The sequence below is a fragment of the Collinsella aerofaciens genome (assembly GCF_039752775.1).
GTDB classification, from domain to species: Bacteria; Actinomycetota; Coriobacteriia; order Coriobacteriales; family Coriobacteriaceae; genus Collinsella; species Collinsella aerofaciens_R.
Genome location: NZ_JBDMGT010000009.1, coordinates 46,567 through 68,734 on the forward strand (window position 1 = coordinate 46,567; position 22,168 = coordinate 68,734).

Annotated in this window: 22 protein-coding genes; 18 read left to right on the forward strand and 4 right to left on the reverse strand. The window is 61.0% G+C overall.

Features of this window, described 5'->3' with window-relative positions:
* The 12 genes from ABHR63_RS03915 to ABHR63_RS03970 all read left to right on the forward strand — a co-directional run bounded on the left by ABHR63_RS03915 (position 1) and on the right by ABHR63_RS03970 (position 7,620).
* Positions 1–627, forward strand: coding sequence for an adenylate kinase (locus ABHR63_RS03915; RefSeq protein ID WP_055252238.1), 627 nt, complete (start codon positions 1–3; stop codon positions 625–627).
* The gene (gene map, locus ABHR63_RS03920; protein WP_006235270.1) at positions 624–1,412 is read left to right on the forward strand and encodes a type I methionyl aminopeptidase; all 789 of its coding nucleotides are present in this window, start codon (positions 624–626) and stop codon (positions 1,410–1,412) included. Before ABHR63_RS03915 ends, map begins: the two co-directional genes overlap by 4 nt.
* Before the next feature lie 104 nt (positions 1,413–1,516).
* Complete coding sequence (gene infA, locus ABHR63_RS03925) at positions 1,517–1,735, forward strand: translation initiation factor IF-1 (protein WP_035137443.1); 219 nt, start codon at positions 1,517–1,519, stop codon at positions 1,733–1,735.
* Between the two features lie 150 nt (positions 1,736–1,885).
* Complete coding sequence (rpmJ, locus tag ABHR63_RS03930) at positions 1,886–1,999, forward strand: 50S ribosomal protein L36 (RefSeq protein ID WP_006363204.1); 114 nt, start codon at positions 1,886–1,888, stop codon at positions 1,997–1,999.
* Between the two features lie 14 nt (positions 2,000–2,013).
* On the forward strand, positions 2,014–2,388 hold the full coding sequence (gene rpsM / locus ABHR63_RS03935; protein WP_022094275.1) for a 30S ribosomal protein S13: 375 nt from the start codon (positions 2,014–2,016) through the stop codon (positions 2,386–2,388).
* 14 nt (positions 2,389–2,402) lie between these two features.
* Positions 2,403–2,807, forward strand: coding sequence for a 30S ribosomal protein S11 (gene rpsK / locus ABHR63_RS03940; RefSeq protein WP_006235274.1), 405 nt, complete (start codon positions 2,403–2,405; stop codon positions 2,805–2,807).
* A 19-nt stretch (positions 2,808–2,826) separates the two neighbouring features.
* On the forward strand, positions 2,827–3,423 hold the full coding sequence (rpsD, locus tag ABHR63_RS03945) for a 30S ribosomal protein S4 (RefSeq protein ID WP_006235275.1): 597 nt from the start codon (positions 2,827–2,829) through the stop codon (positions 3,421–3,423).
* 32 nt (positions 3,424–3,455) lie between these two features.
* Positions 3,456–4,397 (forward strand): DNA-directed RNA polymerase subunit alpha, encoded by a 942-nt coding sequence (locus ABHR63_RS03950; protein WP_006235276.1) that lies wholly within the window; start codon positions 3,456–3,458, stop codon positions 4,395–4,397.
* A gap of 30 nt (positions 4,398–4,427) precedes the next feature.
* Positions 4,428–4,895: a 50S ribosomal protein L17 gene (gene rplQ, locus ABHR63_RS03955; RefSeq protein ID WP_055287451.1), complete on the forward strand. Its 468-nt coding sequence runs from the start codon at positions 4,428–4,430 to the stop codon at positions 4,893–4,895.
* A 92-nt stretch (positions 4,896–4,987) separates the two neighbouring features.
* The gene (truA, locus tag ABHR63_RS03960; protein ID WP_271737056.1) at positions 4,988–5,812 is read left to right on the forward strand and encodes a tRNA pseudouridine(38-40) synthase TruA; all 825 of its coding nucleotides are present in this window, start codon (positions 4,988–4,990) and stop codon (positions 5,810–5,812) included.
* A gap of 203 nt (positions 5,813–6,015) precedes the next feature.
* The gene (locus tag ABHR63_RS03965) at positions 6,016–7,014 is read left to right on the forward strand and encodes a glycosyltransferase family 2 protein (protein WP_195239306.1); all 999 of its coding nucleotides are present in this window, start codon (positions 6,016–6,018) and stop codon (positions 7,012–7,014) included.
* 132 nt (positions 7,015–7,146) lie between these two features.
* The gene (locus tag ABHR63_RS03970; RefSeq protein ID WP_346965873.1) at positions 7,147–7,620 is read left to right on the forward strand and encodes an arginine repressor; all 474 of its coding nucleotides are present in this window, start codon (positions 7,147–7,149) and stop codon (positions 7,618–7,620) included.
* A gap of 153 nt (positions 7,621–7,773) precedes the next feature.
* On the opposite strand, the gene ABHR63_RS03975 is transcribed toward ABHR63_RS03970, so the two are convergent.
* Positions 7,774–9,972: a transglycosylase domain-containing protein gene (locus ABHR63_RS03975; RefSeq protein ID WP_346964939.1), complete on the reverse strand. Its 2,199-nt coding sequence runs from the start codon at positions 9,970–9,972 to the stop codon at positions 7,774–7,776.
* A gap of 162 nt (positions 9,973–10,134) precedes the next feature.
* On the opposite strand from ABHR63_RS03975, the gene ABHR63_RS03980 reads away from it, so the two are divergent.
* From ABHR63_RS03980 to ABHR63_RS03995, 4 genes are all read left to right on the forward strand, one after another.
* Complete coding sequence (locus ABHR63_RS03980) at positions 10,135–12,093, forward strand: U32 family peptidase (RefSeq protein WP_346964940.1); 1,959 nt, start codon at positions 10,135–10,137, stop codon at positions 12,091–12,093.
* 96 nt (positions 12,094–12,189) lie between these two features.
* Positions 12,190–13,401, forward strand: coding sequence for a tyrosine--tRNA ligase (tyrS, locus tag ABHR63_RS03985; RefSeq protein ID WP_035137437.1), 1,212 nt, complete (start codon positions 12,190–12,192; stop codon positions 13,399–13,401).
* A gap of 386 nt (positions 13,402–13,787) precedes the next feature.
* Entirely contained in the window at positions 13,788–15,608 is a 1,821-nt protein-coding gene (locus ABHR63_RS03990) for an adenine deaminase (RefSeq protein ID WP_346964941.1), read from the forward strand.
* A 198-nt stretch (positions 15,609–15,806) separates the two neighbouring features.
* Positions 15,807–16,601, forward strand: a complete 795-nt coding sequence (locus ABHR63_RS03995) for a Cof-type HAD-IIB family hydrolase (RefSeq protein ID WP_346964942.1) — start codon at positions 15,807–15,809, stop codon at positions 16,599–16,601.
* Positions 16,602–16,719: 118 nt separating this feature from the next.
* Here ABHR63_RS03995 and ABHR63_RS04000 read toward each other — a convergent pair whose 3' ends face one another.
* The 3 genes from ABHR63_RS04000 to ABHR63_RS04010 form a co-directional block, all read right to left on the reverse strand.
* Entirely contained in the window at positions 16,720–17,562 is an 843-nt protein-coding gene (locus ABHR63_RS04000) for a Cof-type HAD-IIB family hydrolase (RefSeq protein ID WP_346964943.1), read from the reverse strand.
* Positions 17,563–17,649: 87 nt separating this feature from the next.
* On the reverse strand, positions 17,650–19,068 hold the full coding sequence (locus ABHR63_RS04005) for a citrate synthase (protein WP_346965874.1): 1,419 nt from the start codon (positions 19,066–19,068) through the stop codon (positions 17,650–17,652).
* A gap of 77 nt (positions 19,069–19,145) precedes the next feature.
* Positions 19,146–19,433, reverse strand: a complete 288-nt coding sequence (locus ABHR63_RS04010) for an ACT domain-containing protein (RefSeq protein ID WP_006235289.1) — start codon at positions 19,431–19,433, stop codon at positions 19,146–19,148.
* Between the two features lie 306 nt (positions 19,434–19,739).
* Here ABHR63_RS04010 and rpmE point away from each other — a divergent pair, with 306 nt between their 5' ends.
* Both rpmE and secA read left to right on the forward strand, forming a co-directional pair.
* The gene (gene rpmE / locus ABHR63_RS04015; RefSeq protein ID WP_006235303.1) at positions 19,740–20,165 is read left to right on the forward strand and encodes a 50S ribosomal protein L31; all 426 of its coding nucleotides are present in this window, start codon (positions 19,740–19,742) and stop codon (positions 20,163–20,165) included.
* A 347-nt stretch (positions 20,166–20,512) separates the two neighbouring features.
* Positions 20,513–22,168: preprotein translocase subunit SecA (gene secA / locus ABHR63_RS04020; RefSeq protein WP_346965875.1), on the forward strand; the 1,656-nt coding region annotated here is incomplete at its 3' end.

The following is a 22,168-nucleotide window of genomic DNA, read 5'->3' on the forward strand; positions in this document are numbered from 1 at the left end:
ATGAACCTCGTATTGCTCGGAGCTCCGGGTGCCGGTAAGGGCACCGTCGCACAGGAGCTCGTCGCCGAGTTTGGCGTCGCCCATATTTCCACGGGCGACCTGCTGCGTGCTGCCGTCAAGGGTGGCACCGAGCTTGGTATTCAGGCTAAGAAGTACATGGACGCTGGCGAGCTCGTTCCCGACCAGCTCGTGATCGACCTTGTCAAGGAGCGCCTTGCCGCCGATGACGCCCAGCAGGGCTTCATCCTCGACGGCTTCCCGCGCAACACCGCCCAGGCTGTGACGCTCGATTCCGAGCTTTCCGCCATGGGTCGCGAGATCGACTGTGCCCTTCTGGTCGATGTGGCCCCCGAGGTCATTATCGATCGTCTGTCTTCGCGTCGCACCTGCCGCGCCTGCGGTTACACCGGCACCGCTGCCGATGCCACCTGCCCCAAGTGCGCAGGCGAGATGTATCAGCGCGACGACGACAAGCCCGAGACCATCAAGAACCGTCTCGACGTCTACGAGAAGTCCACGAGCCCGCTCGTCGACTACTATCGTGGCCAGGGTCTGCTCAAGTCGGTCAACGGTGACCAGGCTCGCGAGACCGTGTACGGGGATGTCAAAGAGGCTCTCGGTCTATGATCAAGATTAAGTCTGCAACGCAAATCGAGCAGATGAAGAAGGCAGGAGCGCTATCTAAGATGGCGCTCCGCCACGTTGGAGCCATGGTGCGTCCCGGCGTTTCGACTTTTGAGCTCGATCAGCTCGCGGAGCAGATTATCCGCATGCATGGCGGCACCCCGGCCTTTAAGGGTTACGGCGGGTTCCCGGGGACCATTTGCGCATCGATCAACGATGCCGTGGTCCACGGTATTCCCAACCCCGACATGATCCTGCGCGATGGCGATATCATCTCCATCGATACGGGAGCCGTTGTCGACGGTTGGGTCGGCGATAACGCTTGGACGTTTTTCGTCGGCACCCCCACGCCCGAAGCCAAGGCTTTGTGCGAGGTCACGCGTGATTGCCTTAAGGCTGCCATCGAGCAGGCTGTTCCCGGTAACCATATCGGGGACGTCGGTTATGCCGTTCAGTCCCTCGCCGAGTCTCACGGTTACGGCGTGCTTCGTGATTATGTGGGCCATGGCATTGGCCGCGTGATGCACGAGGACCCCAACGTTCCTAACTATGGAAAGAAGGGGAGGGGCGTTCGCCTCCAGGCCGGCATGGTCATTGCCATCGAGCCGATGGTCACGATGGGTTCCAACCATGTGAGCACGGGCTCCGACGGTTGGATTGTTACGACCAACGACCACCTGCCCGCCGCGCACTACGAGAACACCGTCGCCATTACCAATGACGGGCCGGTGATTCTCACCACGGATGCCCAAGGTGCTTGGTGTTCGCTCCAAGGCGGAGAAATGTAACAAGTTCCACTTAGTTGTGGAGCCATTACGAAGTTATTACGATGCGTGCATACGTGTTGTAGAATACTCAATCGCTGTCGTTTTCTAGAGAAAGATGATTGCTTGTGAAGAAGGAAGACGCAATTGAGCTCGAGGGTACGGTAAAGGAACCGCTGCCCAACGCCATGTTTAAGGTCGAGCTCGAGAACGGTCATTCGGTTCTGTGCAACATTTCTGGCAAGATCCGAATGAATTACATCCGTATTCTCCCCGGTGACAGGGTTGTCGTGGAGCTTTCCCCGTACGACCTGACCCGCGGCCGCATCACCTATCGCTACAAATAGCGGCACGCATACACGCACTCCATTTCCGACTGCAGGCTTAGCTCAACCTACGGTCGGATTGTGTGTGAAGACCAGCCATAGTTTTAAACGCCTGCGGCTGGGCGAGTAGATAGTAGGGAAGTAGTTTGAGCGCTACCGAAAGGAAGAACGATGAAGGTACGTCCTTCGGTCAAGAAGATGTGCGATAAGTGCAAAATCATTAGGCGCCATGGCAAGGTCCTCGTCATTTGCGAGAACCCCCGTCATAAGCAGCGTCAGGGTTAAGAGAGGAGACTACGTTGGCCCGTATTAATGGTGTCGACCTCCCGCGTGAGAAGCGCGTTGAGATCGGTCTGACCTACATTTACGGCATCGGCCGCACCACTGCGACGAAGATTTGCGTCGAGTGCAACGTTAACGTGGATACGCGCGTTAAGGACCTCACCGAGGATGAGGTTAACGCCATCCGCGATTATATCGATAAGAACCAGATCATGGTTGAGGGCGACCTCCGCCGTGAGCGCAACCAGAACGTCAAGCGCCTTATGGACATCGGCTGCAACCGCGGCCTTCGTCACCGCAAGGGCCTCCCGGTCCGCGGCCAGCGCACCCACACTAACGCTCGTACCCGCAAGGGCCCGAAGCGTCAGATCGGTGCTAAGAAGAAGAAATAAGGAGCGCTAGATAGATGGCTACTGCTAAGAAGAACGTTCGCGCTGCCCGTCTGAAGCGCGCGGACCGTAAGAACATTTCCGTGGGCCAGGCTCACATTCGTTCTACGTTCAACAACACGATCGTTTCGATCACCGATCCCCAGGGCAACGTCATTTCCTGGAAGTCGGCTGGCCAGGTGGGCTTCAAGGGCTCCCGTAAGTCCACGCCGTTCGCTGCCCAGATGGCTGCCGAGGCTGCTGCCAAGCAGGCCATGGAGCACGGTATGAAGAAGGTTTCCGTCTTCGTCAAGGGCCCCGGCTCCGGTCGTGAGACCGCCATCCGCTCCCTCCAGGCTGCTGGCCTCGAGGTCTCGAGCATCCAGGACAAGACCCCCATTCCGCACAACGGCTGCCGCCCCAAGAAGCGTCGCCGCGTGTAACTGAAAGGATCGTATCAATATGGCAATCGACAGGACTCCTGTTCTTAAGCGCTGCCGTCAGCTCGGGATCGATCCCGCTGAGCTCGGTTACAGCAGCAAGAAGGAATCTATCCGTCAGCCCAAGCGCCGTCGCAAGGAATCTGAGTACGGCATGCAGCTGCGCGAGAAGCAGAAGGTCAAGTTCATCTATGGCGTTCTGGAGAAGCAGTTCCACGGCTACTTCAACAAGGCCCGCAAGATGAACGGCGTCACCGGTGAGAACCTCATGATCATCCTTGAGTCTCGCCTCGACAACGTCGTCTTCCGTCTTGGCTTCGCCCGCACCCGCAAAGAGGCTCGTCAGTCCGTCCGTCATGGTCACTTCACCGTGAACGGCAAGCGCGTGGACATCCCGTCCTACCGCGTCAAGGCCGGCGACGTCGTCGCTGTCGGCGAGAAGTTCCGTGACCTCCTCCCCATCAAGGAGGCCCTGATTTCCTCCGAGCGCTTTGAGGTTCCTGGCTGGCTCGAGGTCGATATCGAGAAGCTGTCTGGTAACGTGCTCGCTCTGCCGACGCGTGAGCAGATCAGCGGTGATATCAACGAGCAGCTCATCGTCGAGCTCTACTCTAAGTAGTCCATCCGGGCTGCTGAGGCTGGAGGTAATACATGTCAGAATTCATTAGGCCTCAGGTTCAGGTCGAAGAGATCAACGAGACGTCTGCTCGTGTCTCCGTCGAGCCGCTCGAGCGTGGCTACGGCGATACGCTGGGTAACTCCCTTCGTCGCGTTCTTCTGTCCTCGCTCGAGGGTGCCGCCGTCGAGGCTATTCAGATCGATGGCGCGCAGCACGAGTTCATGACCATCCCTAACATGGTCGAGGATGTCACCGACATCGTCCTGAATGTCAAGGGTCTTGTCTTCAGGGCTCTCGGCACGACCGACGAGGCGACCGCCACCATTTCGGTTGACGGCCCCTGCGAGGTCACCGGTGCGGACTTCTTTATTCCGTCCGAGTTTGAGCTGGTCAACCCCGAGCAGCACATCGCTACGCTCACCGAGGGTGGCCATCTCACCATGAGCATGCGCATCGGCTATGGCCGCGGCTATGTTTCTGGCGAGGCCAACAAACGCGACAACGATCCCATCGGTGTGATCCACGTCGACTCGCTGTACTCGCCGGTTTCCCGTTGCGCCAAGCTCGTTGAGGCTTGCCGTGTCGGTCAGCACACCGACTACGACCGCCTTGTCCTCGAGATCGAGACCAACGGCTCCATCGCCCCGCGCGACGCCGTGGTCCAGGCTGCCAATATCATTAACCAGCATATGGCTGCCTTTATGAACCTTGCCGAGACCCCCGAGGTCGAGGAGGAGGCTTCGATCTTCGCTCCCGAGGTCACCAACGACAACGCTGAGCTGGACAAGCAGATCGAGGATCTGGACCTTTCCGTCCGTTCTTACAACTGCCTTAAGCGCGCCAGCATTCACTCGGTCCGTCAGCTCGTTGAGTTCTCGGAGAACGATCTGCTCAACATCCGTAACTTCGGTGTTAAGTCGATCGAGGAAGTGAAGGACAAGCTTGAGTCCATGGGCCTGAGCCTGAAGGCTTAATGCTTCGCATATTTGAGGAGAAACTAGACCATGCGTCATAACGTTAAGAAGGGCCTGAAGCTCGGCACCGATGCGAGCCACACCAAGGCCATGAAGAAGAGCCTTGCTAAGGCCCTCTTCGAGAACGACCGCATCAAGACCACCGAGACCCGCGCTAAGGCGCTGCGTTCGGTCGTCGATCCGATCATCACCTGGGCCAAGAAGGGCGACCTGCACTCTCGTCGTCTGGCTATCGCCAAGCTCGGCGATAAGCAGCTCGTTGCCGAGATCTTCGACAAGGCTGCTCAGGGCATGTGGCAGGACCGCAACGGCGGTTACACCCGCATCATGAAGCTCGGTAACCGCAAGGGCGACAACGCTCCCATCGTTATCATGGAGCTCGTCACCGAGCCTTGCACGCCTAAGGCTAAGAAGGCTGCTCCGGCCCCCAAGAAGGCCGCTGCTCCCAAGAAGGTCGAGGCTGCCGAGGAGGCTCCTGCTGAGGAGACCGCTGAGTAGACAATCCGTCTGCATAGGCTATATTCGAGGGGTACGTTCGCGTACCCCTCTTTTTTTGTCGCGATACCGTTGCTTGTTTGTTGGGAGCGCCCATGACTGCGCCGTCTGATTTCAATTCGATTTCCGAGCTTGACGCCACGCTCGTATTTCGCGTGGCCTATGATGGCTCGTCGTATAGCGGATTTGCCGAGCAGCCGGGAGAGACGACGGTTGCGGGTGAGCTACGTCGAGCTATTGAGACGCTCCTGCGCCGTCCGATCGACCTGACGTGTGCGGGACGTACCGATGCCGGCGTGCATGCGGTGGCACAGTTTATCAGCGTGCCCGTAACGGACGCTGAGTTGGCTTTGACGCGCCGTAGGTGGCTGAGGGCTATGGATGCCCTCCTGCCCAAAGATATCGCCATAAACGAGGTCTACAAGGCCCGTAAAGGCTTTTCTGCACGCTTTGATGCGCGTTCCCGTACGTATACGTACCGTATTGCCGATCGCGACGCGCGCCCTGTGCTTTCGCGCGGTGCGGTGTGGTGGCATCGCTACCCATTGGATGTTGAGGCGATGTCTGCGGCCTGTCCCGCGCTGCTGGGCGAGCAGGACTTCAAGAGCTTTTGCAAGGTGGCGTCTGCCGTGGGCAAGCCCACGCACCGCTGCGTGATGCGTGCCGAGTTTGGCCATGAGATTGCGTTTGGCGAGGACATCCTGACGTTTACCATCGAGGGCAATGCGTTCCTGCATTCGATGGTCCGTACGATCGTGGGCACGCTTGTCGAGATTGGCATGCATCGCCGTGAACCCGAGTGGATGCGTGAGGTCATCGATGCTTGCGACCGTACCGCTGCGGGCCCCACGGCTCCTGCCTGCGGCCTTACGTTTATGGGCGTGGATTACGATCCCGCCGAGCTTGTCGTGCTCGACTAGGGGAGGGCTCGGCGCGTCGTGCGTCGGCACCTGTCATCTGTGGGCTGCGCGTGTGCAACATCTGTTCTTGGCGTGCAATACAACCGGTGTCTCATTGCTTTTATTGCCGGGGTGTACCATGAACGACAGTTTGATTCACTGCTGTCGAGAGGACGGATAACTTGGTTCGACGTGGCTCGCATCCGCGACTTTCGGTGATCCTTGTGGTAGAAGGTTCGCCCAGCTATGCGATGCGTGCGCTCGAGAGTATCCAGAACCAAGACCTCTACGATTTGCAGATTGTCGTTGTCTGCCGCGATGCTGCGCCCGGTGTGCGCCATTCGCTTCAAGTTGCTGCCGACAGGGACATCCATATTGATTTGATTGACGTCGAGGACGCGAAGCGCGGCGCTTGTCTTCGTGCCGGTTTTGCTGCCTCGCGCGGCTCTCAAATCATCGCTATGAACGCCGATGAGTGGTTTGCTCCGCAGTCCCTTTCCAAGATGGTCAATATCGCGTGCGATACTACGGCAGACATAGTGCTCCCCACGGTGTCGCTCGACCGCTATGATGCACATCGAGAGCGCCATTCGCGCGTCTTGGATGCTGCTCATATTTCCATTGATAGCAAATCTTCGATGGTGGCCGGGCTGCCTCAGTTGATTTTAGGCGGCCTAGTCGTTCAGACCTCTGGTGTGATGTACAGCCGCTCGCTGTTTGAGGCATGCCTTTTGTGCGACAAGGTGTTTCGCACAGTTGGGTTTATGGCATGCGCGCTTTCGCAGACACGATGCGTGTCCGGCTGCGGCGATGCTTGTTTCCACACGGCGGCACCTAAACTTACAGATGCCTTTGATCCCACCATGTATGCCAAGGTATCCGATGACACTCGAGCGCTCGACGAGCTTGCGGACTCACTCTCGGAAGCAGACAGCGGTGGTCGGCTCAAGCTGGCAAGCCAAAAGTTCTACTTTGCCGGACTGGTCGCCTGCATCGAGAATTTGTGTCTGAGCCCGCATGGGGTGTCGTCAATCGAGCGTTCCGCCCGCATGCGTGATATGCTCGATGCGCCTCGAACCCGTCAGATGGTCGCCGCGCTCAAGGATAACCATCGGGGGCTCGGTCTGTTGTTTGGGCCGATCGCCAGCGCCAAGCCCGCGCGCTGCGTGATGTGTACGCATCTGGCAGCTTTTCTTAACCGGACGGGCGCAAAAACCGCCTAAACGGCTCATTTCGAAACAAACTTGCATAGAATTGTTTCGAAATGCGTTCTTATACACAAAAGCCTTCAAATAGCGTTAAACTATTCAATCACTGATTGATTGTCTCCGCCATCTTTTGGAGAGAGGGTTTGTATGGCTAAAAAACGCAATGGGCGCCAGGATGCCATTAGAGATATTGTGCGCAATAAGGACGTCCGCACGCAGCGCGTGCTGGTCGATGAGCTCCGCGCTATGGGCTTTGATTGCACGCAGGCGACTGTCTCTCGCGATATTGCCGACATGGGGCTGCGTAAGCTCCCTGAGGGCATCTATGTTCTGGCAGAGGACCTGCACCTGCAGCGTATGGTTTCCGAGCTCGTAACGGGCGTTCTGCGCACCGATAATCTGGTTATGATCAAGGCTCAGCCTGGTACGGCTTCCGGTATCGCCGCCGCCGTTGATGCGGCAGAGTTGCCCGATGTGCTTGGCTCGCTTGCCGGCAACGATACGATTTTGGTTATTGCCCAGACGGCCGAGGACGGCGAGCGTCTCGAGGCGCTGATCAATAAGCTGAGCAATTCTCGCAAGTGGGCGTGCGGGTCGTGCGCTCGGCACCGTGCGCGCTGACATAGTGGTTTGTAAGGGGTATCGACGTTGGTCGGTACCCCCCTTTTTTGTTCGCCGGTATAAAGACCGCCCACCAGGTCGCTTCAAACTAAAAGGCCCCCGAGCAGTTCAATAGGCTGCTCGGGGGCCTTGTTGCTTATGGCCGGATGATTTCTAGCCGACCGTATCGTCAGGCGTGGGCGAGGGGTCGGGAGTGGGCGTAGGCGTAGGCGTAGGCGTGCCGCCATCGCCGCCGGTCGAACCACCAGTGGAGCCGCCCGTCGAGCCACCGGTCGTACCGGTGCCGCCGGTGGTGTCGTCGCCCGTGGTCTCGGTGGTCGTGGTCGTCGTGGTAGTCGTTGTGGTGGTTTCCTCTTCGTCCTCGTTCTCGTCCTTGTCGTCGTTCTCCGTCTTCTTGGAGTTGTTGGTGCCGTAGAACTTCCAGACGCTGTTGTTCTTGTAGGTGGGCGCCGTTCCGGTCGCAAACTCCTCGCGCTCGGTACCGGTCAGAACGGTGTTCATAAACCGCTTAAAGACAGGCAGGTTGGTGCTGTCGCCCAGCAGGTCTGTGCCGTATTTTTGGATGGGGATCTCGCCCGCGGAATAGCCGGTCCACAGGGCGCACGCCAGCTGCGGGGTATAGCCGCAGAACCACAGGTTGGTGGTGTTGTCGGTGGTGCCCGTCTTGCCGGCATAGGGCTGGTTGACGCTCAGGGCACCGGCAGCACCCGTACCGCCGCCCTGCATGACGCCGGACAGAACATCGGTGACCGCGGCGGCCTCGCCCTCGGTAAGCACCTGTGAGGGATTGTCGGTGTGCTGGTACAGCACCGAACCGGTACGAGAGTCAATCTCGGTGATGGCGATCGGCTGGCGATAGTAGCCGCCGTTGGCAAACGTCGCGTAGGCGGCGGCCATCTCGAGCGGCGAGATCGAGCCGGTGCCGAGCGTCATGACGGGAACGTCCTCGATGTTGTCCTTGGCGGGGTCGATGCCGAGCTTTTTGACGAGCGAGATGATCTTGCTGTTGCCGACGGCTTCCGCCACCTGGATGTAGCCGGTGTTGGAGGAGTATGCCGTCGCCTGCTTAAGCGTGATGTTGCCATAGCTATGCTTGGCGTAGTTTTGGACCTCGGTCGTGGTGCCCTTGGCCTTGAGCGGCGAGTTGCAGTTGAGGGTGACGTTGGGGTTCATGCCGTTTTGGATGGCAGTTGCCAGTGTAAAGGCCTTAAAGGTGGAGCCGACGGGACGCTTGGCCGTGGCATGGTTTACGTGGTTCTCGTCGGCGTTGTAGTCGTAGCCGCCCACCATGCACTTGATGTAGCCGGTCTTGGGATCGACGACGACCATGCCCATGTCCAGGCCGTCGAGCGAGAGCGTGTCGAGCTGCTCGCGAACGGCATTCTCTGCCACCTGCTGCATCGTGGGGTCGATGGTGGTCTTGACGGTCAGGCCGCCCTTAAAGAGCACGTCGGTCGAGAACTCCTGCTCCAGCAGCTGCTTAACATAGGCGACAAAGTAGGGCTGCGAGTATACGTCGACGCCGCTGCCCGAAATCTCGGTCACGTTGAGGGTGATGGGCTCGGCCTGTGCGGCATCGTGTTCCTCCTGCGTGATGTGGCCCAGGCGCAACATGTTGTCGAGGACCTTGTTGCGACGGGACAGCGCTAGGTCGGGGTTGACCGTGGGGTCGTACTGCGAGGGCGAGTTGGGAAGGCCGATGAGCAGCGCGGCCTCGCTGAGGGTGAGATCGGCGGCGCTCTTGGACAGATAGGTCTCGGCTGCGGCCTCGATGCCGTAGGCACCGTGGCCGTAATAGATGGTGTTGAGGTACATCATGAGGATCTCGTCTTTGGAGTACATGTCCTCCATCTTGACGGCGATGTAGGCCTCGCGCACCTTACGCTCGATGGTCGAGTCGAACTGCTCCTCCTGCAGGATGGTGTTGCGCACCAGCTGCTGGGTGATAGTCGAGGCGCCTTCGTGCCCGCCGCCGAGGGTTGCCACCGCAGCACGCGCGATACCCCACAGGTCGATACCGCCGTGCTCGTAGAAGCGCTCGTCCTCGACGTCAACGGTGCCCTGCAGCACGTAGGGGGAGACCTCGTCCTTGGTGATGGACTTGCGGTTTTGCGTGTAGAAGCTCGCGATCTTGTTGCCGTTGCAGTCGACGATCTCGGTGGGCTCGCTCACCAGATACGCGTTGGCGTCGGTGTAGTCGGGCAGATCGGACAGCCAGCGGTTGACGTTGCCGACCATGCCGATGCCAAACGCCACGCCCGCAATCAGCAGAAAGCCCAAAAACGAGAGCAGGATTATGGGCAGGGCATGCGTCTTTGAACGGCTGCGTCCCTGTCGTTGGCGAGGACCCATATATTGACCTCCAGGTATGTCGTGCCCGACGGCGGATGTGTCGTCGAGGCAGGATGGACATAAGTTATTACACGATAAACCAAACGGGGCGCGCGAGGCCTCGTGTATGCTGGAAGACGGCATTTTTCAGAGTGAATGCATACCTTGGTAAGGAGTTTGCCGATGGCGATTCGGGCGATGGGGCCGAGCGGACAATACGAGACTGGATTGGATGCTGCCGGTGCGGCGCTGCCCGAGCTGCTGGCGCCGGCGGGCGGGCTCGACCAGATGCTTGCGGCCATCGCCGCGGGTGCCGATGCCATCTATGCGGGGTTGGGCGGCTTTAACGCCCGCGTGAGCGCGCATGGTTTTACGGATGACGAGTTTGCGCGCGGTTGTGCCGTGGCGCATGCTCATGGCGTGCGTGTGTACGTAACGCTCAACGTGTTCGTGTTTGACGATGAGCTGTCCGACGCGGTGGCGCTGGGAGCTCATGCACTGGAGCTGGGCGCCGATGCTCTGATTGTGGCCGATGCCGGGTTGGCCTGCGCGCTGCGCGCGGCGATTCCCGGGGTCGAGATTCACCTGTCCACGCAGGCGGGCGCTCATAGCGAGGGTGCCGTGCGGCTTGCCACCGACGAGCTGGGGGTCGAGCGCGTGACGACGGCACGCGAGCTGACGGTCGACGAGATTGCGGCGCTATGTGCCACGGGCGTGCCCATCGAGGTATTCTGCCACGGTGCGATTTGCATCGGCTATTCGGGGGCGTGCGAGTTCTCGGCCCTGCGGCGTGGGCGCTCGGCGATGCGCGGCGACTGCACACAGCCGTGCCGTCTGGCGTACGACCTAGTGGACGAGGCGGGGCAGAGTGTTGTTGCTGTCGAGGGAGATCGCCTGCTGTGCCCGCGCGACTATCTGGGTATTGCGCATCTGCCCGAGCTTGTAGATGCCGGCGTGGCGTCGCTCAAGATCGAGGGGCGCATGAAGAACCCCGATTACGTATTCAACGTGGTGCGGGTGTGGCGCCGGGCACTCGATATGCTGTGCGACGGCGCGTGGGGCCCCGGTGCCGTGGAAGAGCTTGAGCGCGAGCTGGGAAGGTCGTTTAACCGTGGGTTTACCGATGCGTACCTGCGAGGGCGTTCGGGTGCCGAGCTGATGAGCTTTGAGCGCGCAATTAACCAGGGCGTGCGCGTGGGGCGCTTGGTCGCTGTGGGCCACGAAGAGGTGACCGTTGAGCTCGACGCCGCCGTGGCGGCGGGTGACACGCTCGAGATTCGGTTCTATCCGGGTGTCGACGCGCGTCCCGATGTGCCCAAGCGCTGGCCGCAGGTGCCCTGCCCGGTGGATGCCGCAGCGGGGAAGCGCGTCGTCGTGCATTGCAAGCGTAAGGTGGACGCGGGCTGCGAGGTATACCTGATTCGCAGCGCCGGCGTGTTGGATCAGACGGCGGCGGTGTTGGAGCGCATGCGGGCCGAGGCGGATGCGATTGCGCCCGTTGCGCGTGCCGTTGAGGTGCTGCCCTTTGAGGGCGTTGCGGTGGATGGTGGTGCGTCGACGGAGTTGGTGGAGTGCGCGGTTCCCGCTCGCATGGTTTTTGCTTGGCAGCTGATGGATGCCGACCCGCGCGGAGAACTCGATTTGTCCGACGCCGTTGTGGTGCTTGACGAAGTGTGCCGCACGGGTGACGCTGACCGGACCCGCTCACTGATGCAGCGTGCCGGGTGCGTCGTCTGCCGCAACCTGGGACAGGTGGTGATCGCTCGCGAGCTGGGCGTGACATTTGACGTGGCGGCGCCGGTGTTCTGCGCGAATCGGGCCACGCTTACCTGGCTGCGCGGACTCGGTGCGGGGCGGGTGTACTTGCCGGCCGAGTTGCTCGGCAATGATGCGGAGCGTATTGCCGAACTGGCTGCTGAACCCGGCGTCTTTGGTCCGGTCGACGCCGACCGTCCCGAGCTTATGGTGTGCGAGCACTGCCTGCTGACCGCCGAGGGCGTCTGCGCCACCGATGCGACGGGACAGGTCCGTTGCCGCGACTGCTTGCGTCGTCGGCAGGTACGCTATCTGGTTGAGCGTGACGGTACACGTCTGCCAGTTGCCATTGACGCATGCGGCAGGACGAGGATTTTCCTGTCGTAGGTGCCGCGTCGCGTCAGTTTGTTATCATAAGAGAGTTTATGGACTTCCAGCACCGCCGTTTTCGGCGAGGGTGCTATAGCAAAAGGAGGATACCCAATGCTGTCTGTTGACGAGCAAATGCGTATCATCACCTCGGGCGCCGCGCAGATCGTTCCCGAGGCCGACCTTCGCAAGAAGCTTGAGAAGGGCGAGCCCCTCAACATCAAGCTCGGCGTCGACCCCACCAGCCCCGACCTGCACCTGGGCCATGCCGTGCCGCTGCGCAAGATGCGCCAGTTCCAGGACCTGGGCCACAACGTCACCCTCATCATCGGCAACGGTACCGCGTTGATTGGTGACCCCTCGGGCAAGAACTCCACGCGTCCGCAGCTTTCGCAGGAGCAGATCGAGGCCAACGCCGAGACCTACGTGAGCCAGGCCATGAAGATCCTGGACCCCGAGAAGACCACCATCGTGCACAACGGCGATTGGATCCTTTCGATGGATCTGGCCGGCCTGCTGCAGGTGTGCTCCAAGTTCACCGTTGCCCGCATTCTTGAGCGCGACGACTTTACCAAGCGCTACCAGTCTCAGACGCCGATCGCCCTGCATGAGTTCCTGTATCCCGTGATGCAGGCTTTCGACTCTGTGCAGATCAAGGCCGACGTGGAGATGGGCGGCACCGATCAGCTCTTCAACCTGCTCGCCGGCCGTGAGCTCATGGAGAAGATGGGTATGGAGCCCCAGATCGCGCTCACCATGCCGCTGCTCGAGGGCACCGATGGCGTTCGTAAGATGTCCAAGTCCTATGGCAACTACATCGGCCTGACCGACGCCCCCAAGGATATGTTCGGCAAGACCATGTCCATCCCCGACGAGATGATCGGCAAGTACTATCGTCTGGCCAGCTCGCTCACCCCGGCCGAGGTCGACAAGATCGACGCCGCCCTGGCCGATGGTTCTGCCGACCCCTACGAGCTCAAGCGCGCTCTGGGCCGCGACCTGTGCGACACCTACCACGGCGCCGGTGCCGGCGACGAGGCTCAGGCCGAGTTCGACCGCGTGTTCAAGGAGGGCCAGCTCGCCGACTTCCCCGAGAAGCACGTTGAGCTGACTGTTAACGACGAGGGCCAGATCTACCTCGCCGGCCTGCTCAAGGACTTGGGTCTTTCGGCGAGCGCCGGCCAGGCTCGTCGCGATATCGACGGCGGCGGTGTCAAGATCAACGGCAAGGCCGTGGCTCCCAAGAGCTACAACATCGACCCTAGTGCCCTAAAGCTGGGCGACACCCTCTCCGTAGGCAAGCGCAAGGGCTTTAAGTTGGTTTAGTTACGCGGTTTTACCAAACCGCGTAACGACTCGACGCTGCGCGGGCCGCATTTGGACAATCTGACGTTCAACTTCAAGGGCGCGACCAGAAGGTCAGCGCCCTTTCGTTTCACGTCACCTTGTCTCAAATGCGGCCCGCTCGCTGTCGTTGCCAAAACATCGGCGCTTCCGTGGTTGGCACTTGGGGACGTTCCTTTTGTGCCGGCACTTTGGGGCACTCCTTGTCATCGGTGCAAAGTAACCTGCCCCCATTGCGCCAAGCGGCGTGTGCCGTTAAGCGGAGAGGCGTATTGTTGACCCATCGTTTGGGCATACAATGGCTATTGGTTTGCTGCGGTGAAGGCCTGTCCGCTCCGCAGCCTTTTTCTACGGTTAAAGGAGTATGTATGTCCGTTGAGGTCATGAGGACTGTGATCGAGGCCGCCGAGGGCCGCGTGCCCGTCGACACGCTGTTTACCAATGCGCAGATCGTCGACGTGTATGGCCAGCGTGTGGCGCCCGGTAGCGTTGCCGTCAAGGACGGTGTGATCGTCGGCGTGCTCTACGATGGTCGCGACGATGCCGCTGGCACCTACGAGGCAACTGAGGTCATCGACTGCCAGGGTCGCTATCTCGCTCCCGGTTTTATTGATGGGCATCTGCATATCGAGTCTTCGAACATCCGTCCCGCCGAGTATGCTCGCATGGCCGCGACGCGCGGTACTACCACCGCCATTGCCGACAGCCACGAGATTGCCAATGTTGCCGGTCTCGACGGCTTGCGCTTTATGATCGAGGACGGCCGCCGCGCACCCATCTCCATCAAGTACATGATGCCTTCGTGCGTGCCCGCGCTGCCCGACGAGCAGGCCGGTGCCGTTATTTCGGCTGCCGATATGCAGGCGTTTTTTGCCGAGCATCCGGGCGATGTCTTTGGTCTGGGCGAAATGATGAACCTGCCGGGCGTCTTTATGGCCGACCCCGAGACCTGCGCTCGCATCGATGCTGCCAACCAGACGCCGTCCAAGCAGGTTGACGGCCACGCGCCGCTCGTTGCCGGAAAGGACCTCAACGCCTATGCCGCAGCGGGCATTATCGCCGACCACGAGTCGACGATTCCCGAGGAGGCGCTCGACAAGCTATCCCGCGGCATGTACGTGATGCTGCGTGAGGGCACGTGCAGCCACGACCTGGCCAATTTGTCCCCGATGCTGCTGGAGAATCCAGCGCGCGCCCGCCGCTGCTGCTTTGCGACTGACGACCGTGCCCCTTCCGATGCGCTTGCAACCGGCATGATCGACAATGCCTGCCGCGTGGCGATTGAGGCCGGTATCGACCCGGTGGTCGCCATCTCCATGGCGTCCCTCTCCACGGCCGAGGCGTTTGGCCTGGATCACGGCTGCCGCGACCCGCACGAGCTCCGCGGTGCGATTGCCCCGGGCAAGCGTGCCGACCTGCTGGTGCTCAACGACCTGACGTTTGCCGCGGCTCCGCATCGCGTATATGCCGCCGGTGCCCTGGTGGCGCAGGACGGCACCTTTGTGGGCGAGATCGCACCCGAGATGGCCGAGGTTGCGGCCCTTGCCGATGAGCTGCGCGCCTCCGTTAAGCTGCCGAATCTTTCGCTCGACGTATTCGACTATGCCTTTAAGCCGGGCGAGGCCGTGATTGACGTGGTGCCGGGCAAGGCCATCACGGGCATGGTTCGTCCCGAGACTGACGAGGACTTGCGCCGCATTATGCTGATCGAGCGTCACGGCCGCGGCGTGTCGCTGCAAGCCGAGGGCGCCGACGGCGATGGTCCTGCGGGCCTGGGTCTTGTTGGCAAGCACATCGGTCGCGGCTGGGTGCGCGGTTTCACCATCACGGGTGGCGCCATTGCCTCTACGATCGGCCACGACTCGCACAACGTGTGCGTGGTGGGCGACAACGCCGCCGATATGATGGCCGCCGTTGAGGCCGTGGGCCAAGGTGGTCACGTGCTGGTGCGCAACGGCGAGGTCGTGGCGCGCATTCCGCTGGCGCTCGGTGGTCTTATGAGCGAAGGCACGGCCGAGGACGTTGCTGCGCAGCACGACGACTTTATGGTCAAGGCGCGCGCCATGGGTATTGAGCCGCCGCTCGACCCCATCATGGGCATCATCTTCCTGCCCCTGCCGGTCATCCCGACGCTCCGCATCCGCCCCGAGGGCATGTTCGACGTCACGACCTTCACCTACGCCGACTAGTCATCGGGGACGTTTTTAAACGACTGGCCGTCGGGATGGCGTGTCGCCTGACGCCGCGACCGTAGGACCTCTGGCATGTGTGAGCTATTTGCCAGGTCCTTGTAACGTTTACGCCCGCGGAGTCTTATTTGAGCTCCCTTTGGGTACGTTGGAATCGGATACACGTTCGATTCCAACAAGCCCGAAGGGAGCTTTTCTATGTTTAAACTGATTGCATCCGATATGGACGGCACACTGCTTGACGAAAACGGCCAGGTGCCTCCCGAGACCTACGAACTGATTCTGGCGCTACACGAGCATGGCGTGCATTTCGCCGCATCGTCAGGTCGTCGCTACGATCGCCTGTGCGAGTTCTTTGCGCCCGTTCGCGACAAGATGGACTTTGTCGCCGCTAACGGCGCCCAGGTCTACGCCGACGGCAAGATGGTGGACCGCGAGGTGTATTCGCACCTGGCGATTCGAAAGCTCGCCCAAGCAGTCGCGACGTTTCCCAATCTGCATCTTGCGCTCTTTGACCGAACCAAGTCCTTTTTGCTCGATGACGAGTGCAAGTTCGTGCGCGAGGTCGATAAGGACCTTCCCAATGCCGAGCGCATTTGGGAGCTGCCCGATCCCAGCGTAAATATCATCAAGGCGAGTATCTTTTGCGATGACGGTGCCGTTATGGACAGCGCTTACGTACTGCAGCGCGAACTTGGTCAGCTCTTTACTTTTGCGCCTTCGGGCAACGCGTGGATCGATGCCATGCAGCCTGGTGTGTCGAAGGCCTCGGGCATCGCACAGCTCGCGGAGCATTACGGCATTGGACGCGACGAGGTCATGGCGTTTGGCGACTCGATGAACGACTACGAGATCATTCGCTTTGTCGGTACGGGCTGCGCGATGGAAAACGCGCGCCCCGCGCTCAAGGCGGTGGCCGATCGCGTGGTGGGTCGTAACCGCGACCACGCCGTCCAGCAGGAGCTCCGTCGCGTGCTGGAGAGTCTCTCCTAATCCGGCAGATGGGGACGTTCCTTTTCTGCCGACAGTGGGGGACAGTCCTTGCAGCTTTTTGCGAAGAGTGTCCCCAACGACTAGTCATTTAAGAACATCCCCAGTGACTGGCCAATGACTAGGCGAGGGCGTCCATGATGGTGCGGGCGACGCCGTCGTGGTCGTTGTCGTATTCGGTGATGGCGTCGGCGGCCTCGCGGTCTTCGGGCTCGGCGTTGATCATGGCCATGCCGTGGCCCGCTGCCTGCAGCATGGGAATGTCGTTGATGTTGTCGCCGAACGCCCAGGCGTCGGCGAGACGCTCGCCCAGATGCTCGCATAGCCACGTGAGGGCCGTTCCCTTGGTGGCGCCCTCGCCCATGACCTCGATATTCATGGCGTAAGAACGCGTGACCTCAATGCCTCCGAGCGTGTCGAGCGCCGTCGCGATGGCGTCGCGATCGGCCGGGTCGTGCCAGTACATGGCGATGCGTTCGAGCGTCTCGACTTCGTCGATCTTGCTGTCGATATCCATGTCGATCGGTGTTCGTGTGCGCTTGAGCGAAGCCGCGATGTGGGGGTCGCCGCCGCAGAATTCGTCCAGGCGCGTGTAGAGCGAGCGGGGGAGGAAGCACTGCCCATCCGCGAAGATATCGAAGGTCACATCGTGGCCGGCGGCGATGCGATGGATGCGATGGGCAATGCCGCAATCGAGCGGACGGCTCAAGATGCACGTGGCGCGCGAGGCGTCGGTGGGCACATCGTCGTCGAGCTGCCAGACGCTGGCGCCATTGGCGCAAACGGCATAGTGCACGGCGGTATGGGCGAGGATGGGCTCAAAGATGCCCGACAGCGGACGTCCCGTGCAGGGCACAAATTCAATCCCGCGTCGAGCGAGCTCGTCGAGCATCGCCCAGGTGGCATCGCTCATCTGCTTATCGCTCGTCAACAGCGTTCCATCCATATCGGAAAACACAATCATTTGATGCAGCCCTTTCTGCTGGCATAAAAAGCGTGGCCGAGGGCGATGATGCCCTGGCCACGCTCGGGTTCTATAACGGTCCGCGTCCTAGCGATCGGCGAGCGGCTTGTACTCCAGCGGCTCGATAACCGGGCGATACACGGGGCGAATAATGCGGTGCGCGCAGAAGAGCTCTTCCATGCGGTGTGCCGACCAGCCGGCCATGCGGGCGACGGCGAATAGCGGCGTAAAAAGCGTCTCGGGTACGCCGAGCATCTTGTAGATAAAGCCCGTGTACAGGTCGATGTTGGCACAGATGGGCTTGGTCATGCCGTGGTCGCGCATCACCTGCGGTGCCAGGCGCTCGATGCGCTCGATGAGCGCGAACTCCTCGCCCAGGTCCTTCTTGGCGGCAAGCGTGCGCGCGTAACGGCGGCAGACCTCGGCGCGCGGGTCGCTCAGCGTGTAGGCGGCGTGGCCCATACCGTAGATGAGACCCGTGCCGTCGAAGGCCTGCTTGTCGAGGATCTTGCCCAGGTAGGCTGCGACCTCGTCCTCGTCCTCCCAATTGGAGACGTGCGCACGGATGTCCTCGTGCATGGACACGACCTTGGCGTTGGCGCCGCCGTGGCGCGGGCCCTTGAGTGAGCCGATAGCCGCGGCGTAGGCGGAATACGGGTCGGTGGCCGAGGAGGACAGCACGCGGCAGGCAAACGTGGAGTTGTTGCCGCCTCCGTGTTCGGCATGCAGCATGAGCATCACGTCGAGCAGCATGGCTTCGTCGCGGGTGAATGCCATGCCGCCGCGCAACACCTGCAGGATGGTCTCGGCGGTGGAGAAACCGGGTGTGGGGTGCGGTACATGAACCTCGGAGCCGCGGCGCTTGGCGACCGAGGCCATATGCGCGAAGGCGGCGATGCGGGGGAGACGGGCGAGCATGGAGATGGCGACGTCGATTTCGTGCTCGGGCGTAATGGCGTCGGGCTCGGCGTCGAAGGCGTAGAGCAGCAGCACGGCGCGCTGAAGCACATTCATGATGCTCGACGACACCGTGGTCATGGGGAACTCTTTGACGTACTCATCGCTCAGGTGCCTAAAAGCGCCCAGACGTCCGCAAAAACCGTCGAGCTCCTCTTTGTTGGGCAGCGAGCCCGTGATGAGCAGGTAGGCGACCTCTTCGTAGCCATAGCGATTCTCGGCCTGGGCGTTGTTGACCAGGTCCTCGATGCTGTAGCCGCGCAGCGTAAGCTTGCCCTGGTCGGGCACGACTTTGCCGTCGACCTTGTTGTAGCCGTGCACGTCCGAGATGCGGGTAAGGCCCGCGACCACGCCCGAGCCGTCGGCATTGCGCAGGCCGCGCTTGACGTTGTGCTCTACGAACAGGCCCTCGTCGTATGGGGCGGTCGGCAGGCCGTGGTAGAGGTTTTCGCTTTCGGGCGAAATCTGACGGCTCGCCTCGTAATCCAGAACCAGGCGGCTCAGGTGGTCGTCGAAGCGATAGTAGATTTTCTTGGCGTCGTAGGCCATGCGCGCTCCTCTCCGGTTCGCTTTGGGGCCGCGCGCTTGGACGATATGACGTCAAGCTGCCCCGAGCGGCCTGTTCGCTACAGGCGATACATAAAGTTAAAGACGTCCTCACGCTGAATGGACACGTTGACGCCCGAAAGCTCGCCGGCCTCGGCCAGCGCCTTCTGCAGCTCGGCGAAGTCGAGCTTGGACTCGGCGGTGTCGGCCAGCATGGTCATGGTGAAGATGTCCTCGATAATGGACTGCGTGATGTCGCGGATGTCGACGTTGGCCTCGCCTAGGACACGGGTGACGCCGGCGACGATGCCGGGGCGGTTCTTGCCAAGGACGGTGATGACGATACGGGAGGACGAGATCTCGGCCATGGGAAACCCTTTCGCGTGATTGCGGCGCGCGCGGGGCGCTCCGCTACGGTACAGTGTTCATCATTGTACCTGTCTGGCGCCAAAAGGGGTGTGCTTACTGCGGCGTTACACGTCTGCAACATGGGTGAAGGCTCGTCGGGGTGCGTGCTCGCTGCGGTTGGCCACGCCGCCCTGCACAAAGACCGTGAACCTTTTGTGGGACGCGCGACGCCGTGGTACCATAGCCAAGTTTGTTGTCTTGGTCGGAAACCAAGACGCCTTATGCGCTGATCGGTAACCAGCGCCTGACCAATAAGGAGTCCTACCATGAAGCAGGGTATCCATCCCCAGTATGTCGAGTGCACGGTGACGTGCTCCTGCGGCAACACCTTCAAGACGCACGCTACCGTGTCTGAGATGAAGGTCGAGCTTTGCAACGAGTGCCACCCGTTCTACACCGGCCAGCAGAAGTTCGTCGACACCGGTGGACGCGTCCAGCGCTTCGCCGACAAGTTCGGTGGCGCCGCTGCCGCCCAGCTCAAGAAGGCTGAGGAGGCCAAGGCTGCCAAGGCTGCCAAGGCTGCTGAGGCCGAGGCCGCTCGCAAGGCCGCCGCTGAGGCTAAGGCTGCCGAGAAGGCCAAGCGTGCTGCTAAGTTTGCCGAGGAGGCTGCCAAGCAGGCCGCCGAGGCTCCCGCAGAGGCTCCCGTCGAGGAGGCCGCTGCCGAGGCCGAGACCACCGAGGCTGCTGAGTAAATAGCTCGCCGAGGAATCGCTCGCATTCATGGCAAAAGGGCCGTGCATCCGTTTGGGTGCGCGGCCCTTTTCTTTTTATTGGTGCAGGCTAACCCGTTCCCATTGCACCAGATTGGTGCGAAGGGGACGGGTTGGTTTGCACCAAATGGCAGAGTGACGGCGTTTTCCCAGATAAAACCTGCCAAAATAAACCAGTCCCTTTTTGGCAGGTCGGTCGGGTCGTAGTTATTACGTGGCGGTCGAGGTCGACCGTATAGGCCGCGCCTTGTTTGGCTAAAGTACAATCATCTGTGTTTAACTCGCCCGCAGCTGCACGGCGTGGGCGATGGCCAAAAAAGGAAAACCACATGGGATTCATGTCAAAGCTGCTGTCCTTTGGATCCGATAAGGACCTTAAGCGCTACTACAAGATCGTCGACCAGATCAACGGTCTTGAGCCCCAGTTTGAGAAGATGACCGAGGAGGAGCTCCGCGGCCAGACCGATAAGTTCCGCGAGCGTTACGCCAACGGCGAGTCGCTCGACGACATGCTCCCCGAGGCCTTTGCCACCGTGCGCGAGGCTTCCAAGCGCACCATGGGTATGCGTCACTTTGACGTGCAGCTCATTGGCGCCATGGCACTGCACGAGGGCCACATCGCCGAGATGAAGACCGGCGAAGGTAAGACCCTCGTCTCCACGTTGGCCGGCTATCTCAACGCTATTGCCGGCAAGGGCGTGCACGTCGTTACTGTCAATGATTACCTTGCCAAGCGTGACTCCGAGTGGATGGGCCGCATCTATAAGTACCTGGGCATGACCGTCGGTCTGCTCCAGAACAACATGCCGCTCGAGCTCAAGCGTCCGGCCTACCAGGCCGACGTCACCTACGGCACCAACTCCGAGTTCGGCTTTGATTACCTGCGCGACAACATGGTTACCCGTCCCGAGCAGCGCGTGCAGCGCGGCCACAACTACGCCATCGTCGACGAGGTTGACTCCATCCTGATCGACGAGGCCCGCACCCCGCTGATCATCTCGGGCGCTGGGACTAAGTCCGCCAGTACCTACAAGGACTTCGCGCGTGCCGTGCGTGGCCTTGAGCGCGGCGAGGACGTGTCGCACGACATGCTCACCGCCACCGAGGACGTTGAACCCACGGGTGACTACGTCATGGACGAGGCCAAGCACACCATTGCCGCCACCGAGCGCGGTCTTAAGAAGATCGAGCGCCGCCTGGGTATCGATGACATCTATGCCGATCTCTCCGGCCAGTTGGTCAACCACCTGCAGCAAGCGCTGAAGGCCCAGTACATGTTCCACCGCGACAAGCAGTACGTGGTCACCAACGGCGAGGTCAAGATCGTCGACGAGTTCACCGGCCGCATCATGGAGGGCCGCCGCTATTCTGAGGGCCTGCACCAGGCCATCGAGGCCAAAGAGGGCGTGCTCGTACGCGAGGAGAACCAGACCCTGGCCACCATCACCCTGCAGAACTACTTCCGTCTGTATGACAAGCTCTCCGGCATGACCGGCACGGCACTTACCGAGGATGCCGAGTTCCGCGAGATCTACAAGCTGCCCGTCGAGGTCATCCCCTCCAACAAGCCCGTGCAGCGCGTGGACCACGAGGACCTGGTGTACCGCACCATTCAGGCCAAGTACAACGCCGTCGCCGACGATGTGGAGCGTCGTCACGCCAAGGGCCAGCCGGTCCTGGTGGGCACCGTCTCCATCGAAAGCTCCGAGAAGCTGTCGGCCGCCCTTACCAAGCGCGGCATCGCGCACGAGGTCCTCAACGCTAAGCACCACGAGCGCGAGGCTCATATCGTTGCCCAGGCCGGACGCTACGGCGCCGTGACCATCGCTACTAACATGGCCGGTCGTGGTACCGACATCCTGCTGGGCGGCAACCCCGACGAGCTGGTGCGCGAGCGCCTTGAGTACGAGGGCCTGACCATGGAGGACGTGACGCCCGAGCAGCTCGAGCAGTTTAACGCCGAGGCCAAGGAGACCTGCAAGGCC

Coding starts and splice junctions, on each gene's coding strand:
- ABHR63_RS03915 (WP_055252238.1), top strand. CDS start 1: ATGAACCTCGTATTGCTCGGAGCTCCGGGTGCCGGTAAGGGCACCGTC.
- map (WP_006235270.1), top strand. CDS start 624: ATGATCAAGATTAAGTCTGCAACGCAAATCGAGCAGATGAAGAAGGCA.
- rpmJ (WP_006363204.1), top strand. CDS start 1,886: ATGAAGGTACGTCCTTCGGTCAAGAAGATGTGCGATAAGTGCAAAATC.
- rpsK (WP_006235274.1), top strand. CDS start 2,403: ATGGCTACTGCTAAGAAGAACGTTCGCGCTGCCCGTCTGAAGCGCGCG.
- rpsD (WP_006235275.1), top strand. CDS start 2,827: ATGGCAATCGACAGGACTCCTGTTCTTAAGCGCTGCCGTCAGCTCGGG.
- ABHR63_RS03950 (WP_006235276.1), top strand. CDS start 3,456: ATGTCAGAATTCATTAGGCCTCAGGTTCAGGTCGAAGAGATCAACGAG.
- rplQ (WP_055287451.1), top strand. CDS start 4,428: ATGCGTCATAACGTTAAGAAGGGCCTGAAGCTCGGCACCGATGCGAGC.
- truA (WP_271737056.1), top strand. CDS start 4,988: ATGACTGCGCCGTCTGATTTCAATTCGATTTCCGAGCTTGACGCCACG.
- ABHR63_RS03970 (WP_346965873.1), top strand. CDS start 7,147: ATGGCTAAAAAACGCAATGGGCGCCAGGATGCCATTAGAGATATTGTG.
- ABHR63_RS03975 (WP_346964939.1), bottom strand. CDS start 9,972: ATGGGTCCTCGCCAACGACAGGGACGCAGCCGTTCAAAGACGCATGCC.
- ABHR63_RS03980 (WP_346964940.1), top strand. CDS start 10,135: ATGGCGATTCGGGCGATGGGGCCGAGCGGACAATACGAGACTGGATTG.
- tyrS (WP_035137437.1), top strand. CDS start 12,190: ATGCTGTCTGTTGACGAGCAAATGCGTATCATCACCTCGGGCGCCGCG.
- ABHR63_RS03990 (WP_346964941.1), top strand. CDS start 13,788: ATGTCCGTTGAGGTCATGAGGACTGTGATCGAGGCCGCCGAGGGCCGC.
- ABHR63_RS03995 (WP_346964942.1), top strand. CDS start 15,807: ATGTTTAAACTGATTGCATCCGATATGGACGGCACACTGCTTGACGAA.
- ABHR63_RS04000 (WP_346964943.1), bottom strand. CDS start 17,562: ATGATTGTGTTTTCCGATATGGATGGAACGCTGTTGACGAGCGATAAG.
- ABHR63_RS04005 (WP_346965874.1), bottom strand. CDS start 19,068: ATGGCCTACGACGCCAAGAAAATCTACTATCGCTTCGACGACCACCTG.
- ABHR63_RS04010 (WP_006235289.1), bottom strand. CDS start 19,433: ATGGCCGAGATCTCGTCCTCCCGTATCGTCATCACCGTCCTTGGCAAG.
- rpmE (WP_006235303.1), top strand. CDS start 19,740: ATGAAGCAGGGTATCCATCCCCAGTATGTCGAGTGCACGGTGACGTGC.